At 37.9% G+C, this 17,772-nt stretch carries 11 protein-coding genes; 2 read left to right on the top strand and 9 right to left on the bottom strand.

From position 1 onward, the window contains the following. Positions 1-54 precede the first annotated feature (54 nt). A complete protein-coding gene (locus tag CXF89_RS06240) occupies positions 55-1,428 on the top strand; it encodes an amidohydrolase family protein (RefSeq protein ID WP_121954095.1) in 1,374 nt (457 codons plus the stop codon). A 137-nt stretch (positions 1,429-1,565) separates the two neighbouring features. Here the strand turns inward: CXF89_RS06240 and purU are convergent, their stop codons facing one another. Continuing rightward, on the bottom strand, positions 1,566-2,396 hold the full coding sequence (gene purU / locus CXF89_RS06235; protein ID WP_007584800.1) for a formyltetrahydrofolate deformylase: 831 nt from the start codon (positions 2,394-2,396) through the stop codon (positions 1,566-1,568). Positions 2,397-2,609: 213 nt separating this feature from the next. After that, positions 2,610-4,496, bottom strand: a complete 1,887-nt coding sequence (locus CXF89_RS06230) for a hypothetical protein (protein WP_101217729.1) — start codon at positions 4,494-4,496, stop codon at positions 2,610-2,612. A gap of 217 nt (positions 4,497-4,713) precedes the next feature. Between CXF89_RS06230 and CXF89_RS06225 the strand changes: the two genes are divergently transcribed. Beyond that, on the top strand, positions 4,714-5,688 hold the full coding sequence (locus CXF89_RS06225; protein ID WP_024593963.1) for a DNA topoisomerase IB: 975 nt from the start codon (positions 4,714-4,716) through the stop codon (positions 5,686-5,688). Between the two features lie 48 nt (positions 5,689-5,736). Here CXF89_RS06225 and pelG read toward each other — a convergent pair whose 3' ends face one another. The 7 genes from pelG to CXF89_RS06190 are packed head-to-tail and all read right to left on the bottom strand — an operon-like array spanning position 5,737 to position 17,399. After that, complete coding sequence (pelG, locus tag CXF89_RS06220; protein ID WP_007584803.1) at positions 5,737-7,101, bottom strand: exopolysaccharide Pel transporter PelG; 1,365 nt, start codon at positions 7,099-7,101, stop codon at positions 5,737-5,739. After that, positions 7,089-8,606, bottom strand: coding sequence for a GT4 family glycosyltransferase PelF (gene pelF / locus CXF89_RS06215; RefSeq protein WP_121954094.1), 1,518 nt, complete (start codon positions 8,604-8,606; stop codon positions 7,089-7,091). The genes pelG and pelF overlap by 13 nt, the downstream gene beginning before the upstream one ends. After that, entirely contained in the window at positions 8,599-9,582 is a 984-nt protein-coding gene (locus CXF89_RS06210) for a HEAT repeat domain-containing protein (RefSeq protein WP_121954093.1), read from the bottom strand. The genes pelF and CXF89_RS06210 overlap by 8 nt, the downstream gene beginning before the upstream one ends. After that, entirely contained in the window at positions 9,579-10,877 is a 1,299-nt protein-coding gene (locus tag CXF89_RS06205) for a PelD GGDEF domain-containing protein (RefSeq protein WP_007584806.1), read from the bottom strand. The genes CXF89_RS06210 and CXF89_RS06205 overlap by 4 nt, the downstream gene beginning before the upstream one ends. After that, entirely contained in the window at positions 10,874-11,389 is a 516-nt protein-coding gene (locus CXF89_RS06200) for a hypothetical protein (RefSeq protein ID WP_007584808.1), read from the bottom strand. Before CXF89_RS06200 ends, CXF89_RS06205 begins: the two co-directional genes overlap by 4 nt. Positions 11,390-11,403: 14 nt before the next feature. Then, positions 11,404-14,691 carry a tetratricopeptide repeat protein gene (locus tag CXF89_RS06195; protein ID WP_121954092.1) on the bottom strand — a complete coding sequence of 1,096 codons (3,288 nt, stop codon included), beginning with the start codon at positions 14,689-14,691 and terminating at the stop codon, positions 11,404-11,406. After that, on the bottom strand, positions 14,691-17,399 hold the full coding sequence (locus CXF89_RS06190; RefSeq protein ID WP_121954091.1) for a bifunctional glycoside hydrolase/polysaccharide deacetylase family protein: 2,709 nt from the start codon (positions 17,397-17,399) through the stop codon (positions 14,691-14,693). Before CXF89_RS06190 ends, CXF89_RS06195 begins: the two co-directional genes overlap by 1 nt. Between the last annotated feature and the right edge of the window lie 373 nt (positions 17,400-17,772).

Here is a 17,772-nt window from a genome sequence, read left to right as displayed (position 1 = left end):
AATAGTGCAATAAATAATCAAAAAGCAATCAAAAAAAAACTTAAAGGGATTATTATGTCTAAAATTAGATTGGGTTATCTATTTTTAATTGCCAGTTTCGTTTCTTTTTCTACCTTAGCAGAGAAAACCGCTTTAGTTGGGGGGCGGTTAATTGATGGTTTTGGTAATCAACCAATCGCAAATAGTGTGATATTGATTGAAAATGGAATCATTCAACAGGTAGGAACTATTGAAAGCTTAGATGTGCCAAGCAGCTTTAAAATAATTTCAACTGAGGGAATGGATGTACTGCCAGGGCTTTGGGAAAATCATGCTCACTTAATGTTAAATGGTCATTCAGATTATGTACATTGGGATAAAACCTATCTAAATCGATTGTCAGATGAAATTATGCCAGCAAGTGCACTGCAATTATTACTCGCAGGTGTTACAAGTGCTCGGGATTTAGGCGCACCACTGGCAGATACCGTTAGCATAAAAAACAGAATAAATAATGGTGATATTCCAGGCCCAAACTTATATGTATCAGGGCCATTTTTACAGCATGAAGCATATTCAGGGGCTAAAGCATTTCGATGGGGTATAAATGGTGTTAGTGATGCAAAAAGAAAAGTTAATAAATTAGCAGACGCTGGAATGGATATAGTTAAGCTAATAGATCAAGATAAAATGACGCTTAAAGAGGCACAAGCGATCGTTGAGCAAGCACATAAGCGAGGCTTGAAAGTTGTAGCTCATTCACATAGGCCTGATGAAATAAGACGAGGGCTTGAAATCGGAGTTGATAACTTTGAGCACACAGGGTTAACTACTGCACCTGAGTACCCTGAAGATATTGTTAAGATGCTGAAAGAGCGTACGGCCACAGGTAGAGTTGCCGGTGGTCCATTATTTTGGACTCCAACAGTTGAAGGTTTATGGAATTATCAGCAAACGGTTGCTAACCCGGAAAAGCTAGATAGTAAATGCTGGCAACGAGGTCTAAAATCAGACACGATAAGTGATATCCAGAACTCCCTTAAAAATGTTGGACAACTAGAATATATGCAATTAACCCCATTAAGAAAGCCAACATTAAAACGAAAAATTGCTCAATTAAAAGATGCTGGAGTTGTTTTTTTGATTGGAACAGACAGCGGTATTCCGACAAAGTTTCATTGTCAAAGTACTTGGAATGAAATGGCAGTTTGGGTTGAGCAAATGGATATAAGTGCTATGGATACAATTCGCGCAGCCACATACTGGCCTGCAGTAATGATGGGAGTTAGCAAGAAAACGGGTACAGTCTCTGTTGGTAAAACCGCTGATATCATTGCAGTAAAAGGTGATGTTTTGCGCTATATAAATTTATTGCAAAATGTTGACTTTGTTATGAAAAGTGGAATTATTTATAAAGAACAAGGTTTACCTGTAGAAACGAATTTATAAGCAGGCTCAGTGTCTAAATGAAAGTGATTGAATGCAGTTTTCGATTATTATAATTTAGATATAAGCTCAAACTGTAGTAAGTCTACTCAGGTTAGACATAAAACAGTTAGGGCTTATTTTCAAAGAAGGATATTAGGTTAACTAAACACTACAGTTTTATTACCATTAATAAATAGCTTATGCTCTGATGCAAGTTGGAGTGCTTTACAAAACACTGTTTTCTCTACATCTTTACCCATTTTAGCCATCATTTCGGCGGTATTAGCATGTGTAACGCTTGTTACATCCTGCAAAATAATAGGGCCTTCATCAAGCTCATTATTCACAAAGTGAGCGGTAGCACCAATAATTTTTACGCCGCGCTCAAATGCTTGATGATAAGGTTTAGCACCTATAAATGCAGGTAAAAATGAATGATGAATATTAATTATTTTGCCTTCAAAGCGACCCACAAATTCAGGACTTAAAATACGCATGTATTTGGCAAGGCCAATAATGTCAGGGTTGTAGCTGGCAATTAAATCACCTACTTTTTGATCGTGCTCGCTACGAGTTAGTCCTTCGTGCGATACAACATGAAACGGCACATCAAACCCTTTTGCTAAAGGCTCTAAATCAGCGTAGTTAGCAATAACAGCTAATACTTCAATATTAAGAGTTTGTTCAAATTGCTTTAGCAACATACCACCTAAACAATGGGCTTCTTTAGTTGCAAGTAAAACTACTTTAGTTTTTGCACCGCAATGTAGGGCAAGTTTAGCGCCTTGTGGCAACAGTGCGCGTAGTTGATCTAAAAAGTCGCTTTGTGGCTCGCCTGTAAGCTCTGTGCGCATAAAAAATCGCTGTGCGTCTTTATCTACAAACTCGTTGTTACGCGTAATATTTAAATTATTTTTATGACAAAGCCCTGTGATTTTAGCTATTAAGCCTACGTCGTCAGCACATTGGGTGGTTAGTATATAGCTCATTGTCCTCATTCTTACCCTGTGATTAATACTTCATTATTTGTGTTTTGGCACATAAAGCAAGGGCTTTGTGGACTAATCCAATATTAATCATGTTGTTGAGTATAAAAGAGGTAGTAAAGTTAAAAGGTATTGAATAGAGGTTAATAAAGGATAAAAAAATGCCACCTAATTTACAAGGTGGCATTAATACTAATAATCCAGAGTTTAAGTTAATTAACCCTTTGGCTCGGGAGATAAGTTTTCTTCTTGTCTTAAATACCCTGCAGCTTCTTCGTCATCTTTAGCTATCGCTTGCTGAGTAGGTATAGCACGCGTTTGCTGATTTAATTGATGTATTTGTGACGCATTACCTAAATCACGCTCACTGGTGATTGAGGCGATCGATTCACGGTCTTTCAAGAACGCGATAACGTCTTTTTTGATTGCTTGTAATTGTCCTTCGTCTTTATGCATTTCCATAATATGGCGAGGATGTTCAAGATTTTTCATACCTGTTGCTGCAAACGTAGTAGAAATAACACGAGAAACAATAATCCAAGGCGTTATGCTACTGCGTACTAAAGTATTTTCTGAGCGAGTACTATCGTGAATACCAGTACCTGTTGATATTTTAGACTCAGTAAATGTGCCTTCGCATTTAAAGTACACTAGTAGTGATTCAAATTGCATTTCAGCAAAAAATAGATGAGCTGTATTTGTAAGCAATTGCGCAAATGCTTTAATAAGTATACCTATTAGCAATAAGTGAAAGCTTGTCATTAATAGCTCACTAAATTGAATAACATGTTGGTTATTAAATGCTTGTTTAAAGCTACTAATATTTGCAGCGTCAACGTAATGATAAATATTAATAAACGAATACGCTAAAAACACAGTAAACGCTAAGGCTATAATATAAAGCAAGTTACCACTTACTAAAGCAAGTAACCGTGCTAGCGTAAAGTTTTTACCTAAGTCTATTGAGTGCAGTTTAGGTTGAATCTCTTGGATCATTTCACCTTTAAAACCGCCTTTACCTTCAATTTGTTCTTGAAGCTTAGGATCTAATTCGCGATAAACTCTGTTAGGTACTTCTTTATAACGACGGTTAGCCATTACTAGATTGTCTAGGTTTATAAAAATTTCGTCTGGATGAACAGACTCTTGCCAGTTTTCACGTAGTTCTGATACTTCAGCAGAAGGGGTAACTGCATTTAAACGCGCTTTAATCATAATAAAAGCAATTGCGCAGCTCAGAGTGGCTAATACAATAATCGCAATTAAGTACATGCCAGCATGAAGACTAGGTAGTTGCTCAATCCAGCCATCTATTTCTTGTTTGCTAATGTGTTGTTCTTTCATCAGCCATGACATAGAAAGGCCAATAGCGATTGGTAGAATAAAAGATAAAGAAATAATTTTAGCGAGTGCACCGGTACCAAGTGCTTCAATATTTTTTTCAGCGTTTCTAGAAATAGGTTTACCCGTAGAGCGCCACGAAAAAAGCACGTAGAACATTAATATGGCACTATAAACAGGAAATGCTAATTCGCCTGCTTCACCGGTAAAACCCGATAAAGATACAAATGCCACAAGGCCATAAGCAATAAGTGCAACAAGGGTACTTACCCATGAGCCAAATAAGCGCTGAGCAACATTACGAATAGGATAAGGTAGGAATAATAACTTAGGGATTAAGCTGTGAAGTAAACGTGATAAAAAACCATTAGGCTCTTTAAACGTACTGTTTTTACGACCAACCAGCATTTCTTCGAGTGATTGCGCGGTGTAGGCTACTTCTTTTTGTTCTTCTTGGGCGGTTGATGCTTGTGATTTACTGTAGTTATAAGCAAGTGAAGTAGGGTGGTTTCTGCCTACAAAATACTTAAGAGTTGCATAAATACCACTTGAAAGTGAGCGAATGCCAAATGCTAAAATAAGCATGCCAAACACCATTAAAATCCATCCAGCGGTTGTATCTTCTTTTACTGAGCCCGCAGCAATAACAAGTAAACTAATACCCACTATAGACTCAATGAGTCCTCTTACAGCTGTTACTTTACCTTCAAGTTTGAAGGGGTTTTTTAGTCCAAGATCAATCGATCCATAATCAAAAGCCATTGAATGCTCCTTTTAAACAGCATGCCCAATTAAGGGAGAATATAAGCGTAGTTATAATAACCATTATATATATCGTATTTTTGTTTTTGCTCAATTTTTGATTATATATCAATAAAGTCGTTCAGTTTAAGGTTATTTTAAAGTGGTACATTCTATGCTTTGAAATATAAGCTTAAGCGAGTTAACAATATCTCTTTTAAATGCTTGAGGAGGAATGATGGAATTGATTTACGTTGATGATAGTTTGCCCGGAATTACCCGAAAGCAAAAAAACAAACATTGGCAGTATTTTGACCCAATAGGAAAAATAATTAAAGAGAAGGCCGTTATTGAGCGCTTAAATTCACTCGCGTTCCCGCCTGCTTATAAAAGTGTATGGTTTTGCCCTGAAGAAAATGGGCATATTTTAGCAACAGGTTACGACAGTAAAGGACGAAAACAGTACCGGTATCATCCATTATTTACACAACAACAAGATGCTAAAAAGTATCAAGCTTGTAGTGTGTTTGGACATAAGCTGCCGTTACTTAGGGCTCAATTAAAGGAAGCATTGCAAGGTGATGAGCTCGATTATGAACGTACTTTAGCTGCCATTGTTAGATTAATGGATTTAGGTGCTTTACGGGTGGGGAATGAACGTAATGTAAAACAAAATAAAAGTTTCGGAGCGACAACCCTAAGATCAAGGCATGCAAAATTAACAGGTAAAAATATTAGATTAAAATACCGTGCAAAATCAGGCAAAGAAAGGGAAGTAAATATAACGGATAAAGCATTGAGTAGTGTTATTAAGGAACTTCAGGACTTACCCGGGCAACACTTGTTTCAATATATAGAAGGGGGGGAGCGCTCTAACGTTACCTCTACTGAAATCAATCAGTATATTCAAAATATAATGGGTGAAGAATTTAGCGCAAAACACTTTAGAACATGGCGAGCAAGTGTGATTGCTTTTAAAGAAGTGTATGAAGCAAAAGGCGCTATTACATTAAAAACAATGCTTGATGAAGTGTCTTCAAAGCTTGGGAATACGCCAACAATAGCGCGTAATTCTTATATTCACCCTGATGTTATTGAGCTTTGTAAGAAAAATGAATCAGAACAAACTCATTGGCGCGACAATTTTAAATTACCCCGTAAAACAAAGTATCTTAGTCGGTTTGAGCGCGGTTTATTAGAGTTTTTAACGTAACGATAAAGGCTGTAGCTTACAGCCTTTATGCTAAGTTTTTATATTATGCTATTGCAGCATAAACGTTTCGTATTCTAAATCTTCAAATTGTTTTGAAAGCCAAAATAATCCTACTACCGAGGTAATAATAGTCGCTAATGCAAAGCCATAGCCATAAAACTGCGGTCCAAAAGCAATTGATAACAAAGTTAAAACAACATTGATTACTAGAAATAACCCCGCTAAAAATAGCACTGTTGAGCGTTTATCTAAATAAAACAAAATATTTAAAATAGATAAAAATATAACTTGTACCCCTACACCGACTACATCAATAAATAAAAGCGTTTTATAGTTTGGATCAATGCCAATAAAGGTAAGTATCTGCTCACCCCATAATAATAAGCAGGCAACGGTAATACCCTGAATTTTAAATATATCGTATAAACCGGCACGCGCAGTTTGGATCATACTGTCTTTTAATATGTAGATCTCTTCAAGAGATGAGCCACCACGAATAGCGGTGTAAAAACGGTCGTACTCTTCTACAAAGTCGGTTTCCATTTTTACTAAAAATACTGCCATACCGGGAATAATAGACAAATAAGCTAAAAATATAGGTAAGTCGTAAATTGGGCTAGCTCTTAACGTGCCAATAATTTGAATTGATGTGCTTGGCGAATACCAAAAAATGATTTTATCAGCCCACACACCAATGTTATAAAACAGACCACAAAAGAATAGGCTGTAATACACTTTTTTATTGCTTAAAAAGTCAAAGCTTATAAGTTTTTCACCTGGGTAGCGGCGAATAATCATAAATAAAAAGCTAAAAAAGAGCAGTGCTTCGCCAGCAAAAAACGCAAAAAATAAGCCGTCTAACTGCCAATCTCTTAATAAATATGCAAGCAATACCATAAAGGCGTAACCACTTAGCATGGTAATTAAAATTAACCGGTATTCTTTCATACCTGATAGAAAAATAGCGCCAAGCCACTGATTACATAAGCTTACAAAGGCACCTAAAATTATAATCTTAGTAACAACGGGTATAGGGAGCATAGGCCATACAGCTAAGCCCACCAATAACGCAGCTATTGTTGTTACAAGTTGTGCACCAAGTAAATTAGGGAGTACTTTTGCCTCTTCTTTTTGAAAAAACAAATCGGCAATAAACCGAGTTAGTAATAACTGCAAGCCACCCGTTAAAATAAGTGAGGCAGCCATCATGTAGGTAACAAGCGTTAAAAATTGAATAATAAGTACTTTAGGTAATACAATTCCTAAACTTAAAATACCAATTAGCATTAACGCTACAATAGAGAGCAGCCAGGGGCCTGAGCCTATTAAACCTGCGTAGCCGTATGCTTCAAAAACTGAGAGCAGGGTATTTTTTTTGAGAATTTTTCGTATCTCAAAACCTATTCCGGCCATGCCATTGTATCCTTATAAAGTTTATCGTAACGGGCAAACATGTGGCTCTCGTCATAAAATTTTTGTACGCGGTCTAAACCACTTTTTTGATACTCAAGCCAAGCTTGCTCATTTGTTAGCATATTTGATATTTGTTGTGCTGTTTCGCTAGGAGAAGCAATTGAGACAACTTCACCTGCTTTACCTAATGCTTTATCTTCATCGGTTCCGCCTTCGATTATTTCGCGGCACGAGCCAACATCACTAGCCAGTACAGGCACACCGGCCGCCATTGCTTCTAAAAGTACTAAAGGCTGCGCTTCGGAAATCGAGGTTAAAGCAACAATTCCGAGCTTAGGCAAAATTTTGGTAATATCTTGCATACCTAAAAACTTAACACTGTTTTGTAAATCAAGGCTGCCTACAAGTAGTTCACACTCTTTGTAATATTGCGGATCTTCTTCATAAGGGCCGATGATCCAGCCTTCGACCTCTGGTAATATCGATTGCGCTTCTTTAATCGCACGTATAAAGGTTTTAATATCTTTTATAGGCACTACACGTCCAATTAACCCAACAACCGGTGGTATCTGTTTTGGACGCTGATCAAGCGCTTCAATAAAGCGTACTGTTTTAATGCCATTAGGTACAACAAATGCTTTTTCAGGCGCTGCACCATCTTTTATTTGGCGCTGTCTGTTACCGTCGTATAGCGAAATGATCTTATCTGCTTCTTGATATGTTGTTCGGCCTATTTGCTCAAAAAAGCTGATCCACATTCGGCGAATAAAGCCCATCTCGGTATTTAAGTTTTTACCTAGGCTTTGTTCAGACTCTTTGATCCAACTGGCTTGAATAAGATCTATTTTTCTCTCTTTGGTGTAAATACCATGTTCGGTCAACAAAAAGGGAGTATCGCTTATAACACTGGCACCAGATCCTAAAATACCAGCATACCCGGTAGATATTGAGTGAATAAGTTTAACTTTTGGAAGTCCACGTGCAATTTCGGCTATTTTAAATAGCGGTTTATATAAATTGCGATATGACCAAAAAAAGTCAATAAAAGAGGATTCATCACAAAAAGTTGAATAGTAATTAGTGAGCACTTGCCACGATGATTCACTATATAAAAAGTCGGCTTCGTTAATACCGTCTTTTTTAGCCAAAGTTTCAAATGCAAATTTTAACAATTCAGTCGGGATAGGCTCGTTACAATATCTAAAATAATTTTGTAGTTGTTGCCAGAAATCAAAGAGCTCTTTTTTATATTTAACCCCATGCTTGGCTTTTATTTCAGAAGTATCATTTTCCACTAAATAATGAACATGCAGCTTGGTAACGTTTTCAGGTAAAGTATATTGAATCTCGCCATAATGCTCTGGTGCTCCACCTATAAAAACAAGCTCAAAGTTATAATGAGGTAACCCTTCAATTATTTGATGAACCCAACTAGATACACCACCACGTACGTAAGGGTAGGTACCTTCCAAAAGCAGTAAAATGTCTGCATTTTTATTACTCATGCCAATACTCCTGCAAATGACGTAATTCACTGCCTTTAGGTTGTTCTGGGAGTTCTTTTAAATAGCGTTTACAGTCGTCAAACTTGTTCATACAAAAGGCAACTTCGGCTTTATAAGGGAGAACATGACGCCTTGCCATACCAAACTCAGTTGCTTTAAGTAAGTACTCATGGGCTATTTCGTATTTGTCTAAGGCTAAAGATATACGGCCTAAAAATATAAAGGTTGCAGGTGTTTTTACGTGTTCAACACTTTGCAATGCAAGTGCTTCGGCTTTTTCTAAAACGTATTTACGAAGTGCTCCTTGGGCTAAGCCCAAATAGCTTAGTTCCCAATACAGTTCTGCTAGTTGTTTTTGTAAATTACTCAATTTAGGCTGCTTAGTCGTAACGGCTATTTCTTGCTGATACAAACTGATTTTTTCGTTGAGTTTGGTTTCTTTACCATCAAGGGTTGAGTAGGCGAGTAGTCGAATATCATCTTCTAAATCTTTAAGTGCTAGCTTTAAAATAGGAATAGCTTGTGAGTCACTCATGTGACGAGCTGCCATTACAGCACTTAAACGTTTATTTGGTTCACTCGCGTGCTTCAAAATTGCTTTAAGTCCGCCAATAGAATAGGTCGGGTTTGCTGATATTGCTCTGGCTTCAAAAGGAAGCTCAGGTATTTTATGCTCTTCTATTTCTATCTCGTCGTTTTTGAGAGGTTTACAAAGAGCAAACGTAAGCGCTACTACAACACCTATAATTCCAAGTACTGGTAATGTAAACAATAATAAAAACATGAGTAGCAAAGAGCTATAAGGAGTCGTTTTGTATTTTTTAGGTATAAAAACATAACTAACAATAGCAAAAAGGATGCTAGCAATAGCATGCAATAATATAGCTAAAAACCAATTAGGTGTTTCCAGTACTTCTACTAGTGCAAAGTACTGGCAAATACACCCTAAAATAGCCGCTACAATAATTATAATCATGAAAGTGAAACCAATCTCTTTATATCATCTGAGCTTATTGGTAGTGCAAGTTGTTGCTCAATAACAATATCAAGCTCAGCTAAAGTGTTACCCGTACGCTCTTTACACCAGGTGTTCATTCGGGCAATAAAGCCTGCTTTTTCAAGTTCATCAGCTAATGGCATTAATAGCAGTAATACCTGATTTTGATTATCATACAAATAAATGTCTAAACCACGGCGTGCTTCACTTAAATAACTCATAAGTTGAGTCGATTTATCAGTAATATTATTGGCTTTTATTTTTAGCAGCTGCGATGGAATGTTGTATCGTTTAGCTTCTTTATTCGCGCGTTTAACTTGGCGAATAAAGTATGGAGACTCTTCATAAGTCATTACTGGGTTTGTTATTTCATGGCGCAGTAGGTCGCCAATATGCCCAGCCATAACAGCAAGTAGTGTAAGAGTGGTATTTTTAAGCGCAAAAAATTGTACTCTTTCAACTAAAATAGCGCCATAAATTGTATTATTTACGTCGATAAGTGGGATTGCCATATGGTATTTACTTATACCTAACGCAGTTTTTGCGTCTTTTACTGATACTAATTCTTTTTCTTCAATCATCGCTAATATAAGAGGATCATTTTCAGCTATTTGACCCATTTGGCCAATAGAGGCAAGTGGTGGCTCTAAAACAGTGTCGTTTTCAACTTTATATAAACCCGCTCTTTCTAATAAACCATATTCAACGAATAGGTCGATTATTTTTTGCGCTGCGCTATCAAGTCTTCTTTCTTTTAATAGCCCGATAGAGGTTCTTACTGCTTGTAGCGATTCACGCAAACTTAACGTATGGCCAGCAAGCATTTGCTCTATTCTATCGTGAGATGAATTAATTAAGTGATACTGACGAGTAAATGTTTCAAGGCGATCGGTTACGTACTCAAGCTGAATACTTTGTTGTTGATTAGTACGTTCCCACACATCCCTAAATTCGCCAGTGATCATAATTACAATAATGTAGCCAATCATGGCGTTAATATTGAAGTCGCTTTGTGGTGATAAAATATTTGCTTGAAGTAAAAAAAGTTGACCAACAAGCAAACATAAAATACTAATAAAGCCTTTTGAAAAGCCATAACGTAGAGAAACTAAAAGTGGGCCAAGTACAGGCCACGAAAACCCTCCCTCAGTCCAAAATGGGTCCTCTGCGTTAAATAATACAGGCAGCCCTAAAGCAAGCGCGGTAAATATAAATACCTCAGCCCATATTTGTAGCTCAGGAACGTCTCTTGGTCTAAGGAAATGTGTTTTCACTCACTAACCTCTATATAAGAAATTAAATCGGCAATCACATCTTGTGCTGTTGCTGCAATGCTATCGCGGCCCCAACCACTTTTAGCAATAGTACCCGTCCAAATCGGCGTTGTTTGTCCATTTTCAGTGAGTGATAATGTAAGTGCAACAACGGGTTCGCCGTCAAGCCCAGCTTTGTAGCGCCACTCTTCAATGCTGCCTGTTAGTACATAGTCAGCTTGTTGAGTGCTTAACCACTGCATAGCATTGTCTAAACGGTATTGATCGTCCAGTGGTGGAAGCTCTTTGGTGTTTACGCGAGGTGCGCGTATAAGAGTTGGTAATTTATTTTGTTGCCAAATACTGGCTAAAATATCTTCAGCACGCTCACCTGCAAGCGGTGTTTGAGCATGATTAACAAGTGGCATTAATGCCACAATTTTTGAAGGGCTAAGCTCTACATCATCAGCAACTCTGCTGGTGGTACATGCTGATAATAGTAATACCAAACACGGTATAATTAAACGAAACATACTCTCTCCTAACATTAAAAATGTACGTAATAACCTAATTGTAATTGTGTATCTGAGTTACCCACTTTATTACTACTTTGGTAACCCAGCTGTAATTTAAATAAATCATCGCCCAGTACAGACCAACCTGCGCCACTTGAAACTGATACATCTACTGTATCGTTAAGTGTTTGATAGCCAGTACTTATATCAAATAACCACGAAGGGCTTGCGCCTAAATAAGGAGGTTCTAAAGAACCAGTTGAAGCAAATGAGGTCCCTAGTGCAAAACGTCTAAATGGTTGAAGGTCAACTCTTAGCGGTCGTCTACTTGCATCTGTATTTATTAAGGCATTAACACGTTCAAAGTCTTGCCATTGCGCACTAAAATAAGCGTTCCAAATTGGGCGGTCTTTTAAAATGCTGTATTGGTAACGTGCATTATATTCTTGGCCATTTATTAGTGAGCTTCCATCGCTTCTTCGAGAAAAAGACATCGCTGCTGCTGATAGCTGTACGTTTTGTCTACCATCAATATTGTAGTTAACATAGGCCGTGGCTTTATCTAGCTGAGCATAGCTAAGTAGCGCTTCTGATTGGCGGTTTTCAACATTATATTCAAGCTTTAAACCTACCTGTGTACGCGAATCCCATTGATAACGAGAGTCCAAGCTAAAACCTTGACGGCTAACTAAGCTGCCTTGGTGAGAATCTATTTTTGCATCAAAATACCAACGACCAAATGTCATTTTATCTTCTATCGCAAACAGTAATCCGTTGTTATCAAGATTTTGCTGATTACTTAAACTTAATTTCCATTGCCCATTAGCATAAGGAAAATAAACGTTTACATCGTACTGGCTACTGTTTAAACCAGCCTCTGGCGATAGGTTTATTTCAAGCGCTCTAAAATAGGATGCGCGTGCATTTCTGAGTAAACTCAATTGCGATTCATTTGCCTCGCCAGTGAGTTCTTCGTACCAACGTTGCATGGTGGCATAGGGTTGTTTTAAATAGAGTAGGGCGTTTAGCTCATCTAATTTGCTTAGTGAACCTTCAGCGATAAGCTGTTTCGCTTTATTAAATTCGCCGTTGGTCATATAAAGTTGTAGTTTTTGCCATGGCTCTAATTTTTGTGCAGCCCTGCGCGCTAACCACCAGTTTGTTTGGGGCTCACCAATAGTGTCGGGGGCAAGTTCTTCCATTGTGTTTAATTGCATTAAATGAGGAACAGCCATCGCGCCCGCCCAGCGGAACATTAAGCCTCTGTATGCATATTTATCTTTAGGTAAGTGTTGCAGTAAATAGTGATTAAGTTCAGCAGCATTTGCATAGTAGCCAAGTTGTTTCATTACATCGGCTAAGTTAACCAGTGTTGTTAAGTCACTTGGATCTGCAATGGCTAATTTACGCAAATAAAAGTAAGCACTGTTATATGATTTATCATAAATAGATAAGCTTGCTAATAGCTGGGTCCACGCATAGGAAGGATCGCTTTGAGAATAGCGAGCTAAAATGCGGCCAATCATTACAGTGTCATGCATTTGCAGCGCTAACCAACCTTGTGCAAGCACAACATCAGAGTCATATTCGCTTAATTTAGCAGCGCGGTTTAAAGTTGTATAAGCTGAATTTAAATCACTTTGGTTTTGATACCAATTTGAAAGAATTAACCAAGCAGGGTAGAGGGCTTTATTGTAGCGCTGCTTATCAAGTTCAGCATGAATACGTGCAACTGATTTAGCATCATTTACTTGTGTACTTAATAATGCAATTTGAATCAATTGACGGTCAGTTTGCGACTCGCTTTTCCATAAATAATCAAGAAGCTCCTGAGGCCGACCTTCAAAGCGTAATTGTTGGTAGTGCAGCATGTCGCCTACGCTTAAAGGGCTTATTTTTTGTAACTGTTCTAATGCATATAGCTCATGAGCTTTGTCTTGGACTCGCATTGCCATGTCTACATTGGCGCTCCAAAACTCATCATCAGAACTTTGTTGTTTACTTTTTAGCACTTGCAGAGCTGTAGCAAAGTCATCTTCTAGCCAAAATGCGCGGGCAATCCAAAGTAAATCTTCTTCATTTTTAGGCCCTTTATATGTAGGCCACAAGACTCTTAAGGCTTTTAAATTACCAGTATCGTGAAGCACTTTTGCTTTCCAGTATTGTGATAATACACTTTTACCATTTATTTGCTCAAAGCGTTCAATATTGTTTAACTCTTGCTTTGTGTTACCAATAAATTCGTTAGCTTGCATCCAATTAGCAAAACCATTGCCTTTCAGACTTCTGTTTTGCGCCTTATATTCGTATATATCATTAGCATCTTGGTATAAATATAAAGCGGTGGCATCGTTAATACTGTCGGTAAGCATCGCAGGAGTTACGGCTTTGTTAGACATTAGCCATTTAAATTCTCGAAGAGCTTCTTTAGGCTTGTTTTGCCAGCGCTTTATCTTCCAATTTAATAAATGTAGCTCTTTGTCATCTGGGCTCTGTAGTAATAGCTTTGCGAGTAATTGTTCTGCCCCTTTTGCATTTCCATTTGCTAAACGCAGGTGCATAGCTTGTGTTAAGTAGTCGGTGTTATTTGGCTCAGCTTTTAATAAGCTTTCAATGGCTTGAGCTGCATCTTCTGTGTTGCCAGCTAGGTTAGCTAAATAAAGGGTGCGTTTAACATCGGCTTGGTCGCCATAGGTTTTCCACCATGCATAAGCTTGAATCGGGTTATTTGCGCCCAGTGCAGTTTCAATCGCTTTAGCTGCAATGTCAGCATTTATATTTATTTTATAAATTGCGAGTGCTTTGCCTGGTTCGCCTGCGCTTAACCAGTAATCGGCTGCAAGGAGTGGCTGTTTATTTTTTTGATAGTACTGAGCAACTTTTGCGTTTAACCCAACTGCTTTTGCAATAGTTAGTATTTGTTCGTTCCAATTTTTATGAGCTCCTATTTTTAAAGATAGTTCTTCAAAGCGGTCGTCAATATTAGCCCCGCTTGCTAGCCATAATGAGTAAAGTAGCTTTATTTCAAGCGTCGCTTTGCGCTCACCTCTAGGTAGCTTTTCAAGCTCGTTAGTCGCTTGTGAATACTCACTAAGCCCTATATACAGCTCAACCAACTTTGCGCGAAGCTTTTCGTTGCCGGGCTCTGTGTTGAGCGCTGCATTAAGGTACGATTTTTCAAAGGTATAATCTTGTGAAAGTGCATCATCTTCAAAAAATAAGGTGTGAGGAAATAATGCATAAAGTGCAAAACAACTAACAGCTAATATCGCTAATATTGTTTTTACAGAAATTAACTGAGGGCGCTTTTTAGTATTCATTATAGAGCAGCTCCGTTGCAGTTAAGGTAACCATAAAAGTCACCTGCAGGTATTTCAAAATGTGTTAATTCACCTCGATTAATACCTTTAAAGCGCTCACCCAAACCAGATACAAATTCGCAAGAGCGTGCATTCATTAAATCGAGTGAAGCGGGTACCCACGCTTTAAAACTAACAGGCCCGTTAACTTGCCAGTTATTAATAACAACATTTGCAGACGCTAAATAAGGTTTTTTACTATTATGGCTGTGATCAAAGCTAAGGCGAGCTATGTTATTTATAATATGTATGTAGTCACCTTTTTCAGTTACACCAGATACACCTTCACTTTGAGCTATGTTTGGCACATCAAAATCGGTAGGTATTCGTAGAGTACGAATGTACTTTGAGCTAAATAACCATTCATTATTACTGTTTTTTGCAAGTGCAGAAAAGTAAAAATCTTTTGCTACTTTTGCATAGTGGCTTAAATGCACCGGTGTATTTGGCCTTGCTAAAACATAATCTATGTTGTGTTTAAGAGCGTCTAAGCCCGCAAGAACCTCACCTGAATAAAAGTGATAATAAATAGTGTAAGGTTTTAACCTATACGGCTTTTCTGTTATTTCGAAAGTTTCAGTTAAGCGTCTAAAGCCATAATAAGGGCCATGCCATAAGTTAGTGTAAACATTTTCATTTAATATGGGGGCATAAATTTGATACAACAAATCACGCTCAGGGCGGCCAATAGGTGATATATGTGTAAGGCTAGGGTTATCGGAATTTACATCAGTGTTGCCGCCATTTACGTTTAGCACACCAGCATCACGAGCCAGTTCAAGCGCTTTAGGGCCTGGTGTTGCATCGCCTGACCATAACATCATCACTGTTTTTTTATTTTTAGGTGTGAGCTTTTCATCAATATATTTTATCGAATCTGTAATTTCTTTTTTAAGGCTGATAGTGTTGTAGCCAGGTACATCTAGATGAAAACCGTAATCGGTGTCGTCTTCATCTATTTTTTTCCGCCCAGATAGTGCAGTCCAGAAATAGGGGTGACTATAAGTGTGTGAAGCAACTTCCACGTAAGGCAGATTAAAAATACTACGCGCAATACCTTCGAGTTTGGCACTTTGTTTAGAATGAATACCGCCTTCTTCAATGTCAGCTTGGATCACTGATGACGTTAATGGTAGTTTGTAGTGTTTAATTATTTCATCTCGAATTACTTCTGCTGAATAAGGCTTACCTGCGTAGTGGGCAACACTTGTAAATCCATCTCCATCGATATGCAGCGTAAGCATTCGCCTGCCACTTTCGGTGGTTGTATCTGGCACTAATATAGGTGGTAGTCCCATAGCCTGAGTTAGTAGTGTACGCGGATCAATAACCCATTTGCTGCCTTCCATCGGAAATGTATCAATTAGCCAAGGAGCAACTACTACTGCGCCATATTTAGTTTTAGCAGCTTGTACAACTATTGTGTCATCCGATGATTTTATTGTAATTAAAGGAGTCGCATCAGTTGCTAATTTTAGTAAGTATGGTTTAACAATAGGGGGAGGTGTTGTGGATTCTCCTTTGAGCCAAGGTGCAAAGCTATCTTGTTTATATGGACCTTCAGGCAGTGTGTTTAACGACTCAATACCCAAGCTTAATAATAATTTAGTTGATTGTGGTAACTCGCCTAAAATAAGCTCTGGCACCACACCTAAATTAGCTTCAAGCCAATTATTAAGTGTTGGTGTGTAAAATGCGTCGCTTGAGGTCCACGAAATAATACCAGCATGTAAGCTAGGATCAACTAAAGGTAAATCGCGCTTTGCCATATCTATGTAATCAGGTATGTACCCCAAATACTCAATCATGGTCGCAAGCTTTAAATGTACGGTAGTGTAAATGAGTGGCTTTACGTTACTGTTATAAGGGATCAAAATGCGCCTAGGCACCGGTGTAATTGATGATGTTCCCCATGTTTGCAGGTGACCATCGGTTACCCATGGATTAAAACCGGCGTCTATAATATTTTGTGCCATAGCGAGGCGATTATCGGGCTTTGCATAATCAATAACTTGGACGTTGAGGCCTAAGTCTTGTGCTGTTTTTAATTGTGCGCTTAGCCAATCTTGGTCGTTTTTGTTGGTCAGTTTATAGCTATTGTCGGTCGGATTAAAGTGGCTATACAAACCCTCAGCAACTAAGTCTTTGGCTAAATTAGCGAGTTTAGGCAATAACTCAAAGCCCCGGTTAAGGATAAGGTGCTTATCAAAAGTCTCAGATAGTGAGCTTATTATGGTGACTAACCCAGCTTGTTGATCGGGTTTACTGTGTGTAGCATCTAATAGCTGATAGCTATCAAGGGTATCTAAAAATAAGCCGCTAAAGCCACGTGCTTTTAATGCCGCAGCGCTATTTGCAATATATTGTTGCCAATGTGCTGATGTTAAATCCGCAATGTGGCTATTCCAGTTGGGGTTTATGCTAAGTGATGACTCGCTTTGATTAAACGACTCACCAACACTTAAATAAGCATAAACAGCAATATTACGCTGTTTAAACCAATTAAGTTCGTGCTCAGTCACAAGATCAGGCTGGACTACAACGCGAGAATAAAAGGTCATTTCGGCTAATGGCATCGGCGCTGAGTAGTAAAAAGCGATACTATTATTTACAGGTGCTGAGAATGCATGAGCAGACACTAAAAGTGCAAGGTATAAAATATATTTCATTAATAATTCATTTTTATTAGATTATAACTGTGACTCAAAGTGATGCGTTCCGATTTTTCTAGTTGTTTGGTATTAGTAATATAGGGTTATTATATGTTAATGGAAGTTTAATATCTATATGTTCATTATTTATATGAACCTAAAATCAATACTAACATGAGTCCTGCGTTAACTCATTACATAGCTGGTGATTAATCGTCTTAGTACGCTATAAAATTAAGTTTAGATCAATGCAGCTGCTAGAACTTTAAATCTCTAATGAAAGAGTGGCAAATTATATATTAATTAATACGAAGGTCTCAGTGTTTTTAGTGTCCAAATACCTTCCTTGTGACTATAATATCAGCTAATTGAGCATGGTATGAGTTTACTC

It is taken from the genome of Pseudoalteromonas sp. MelDa3, assembly GCF_002863625.1.
Taxonomy (GTDB): domain Bacteria; phylum Pseudomonadota; class Gammaproteobacteria; order Enterobacterales; family Alteromonadaceae; genus Pseudoalteromonas; species Pseudoalteromonas arctica.
This window is presented reverse-complemented; position numbering and strand designations above follow the sequence as displayed.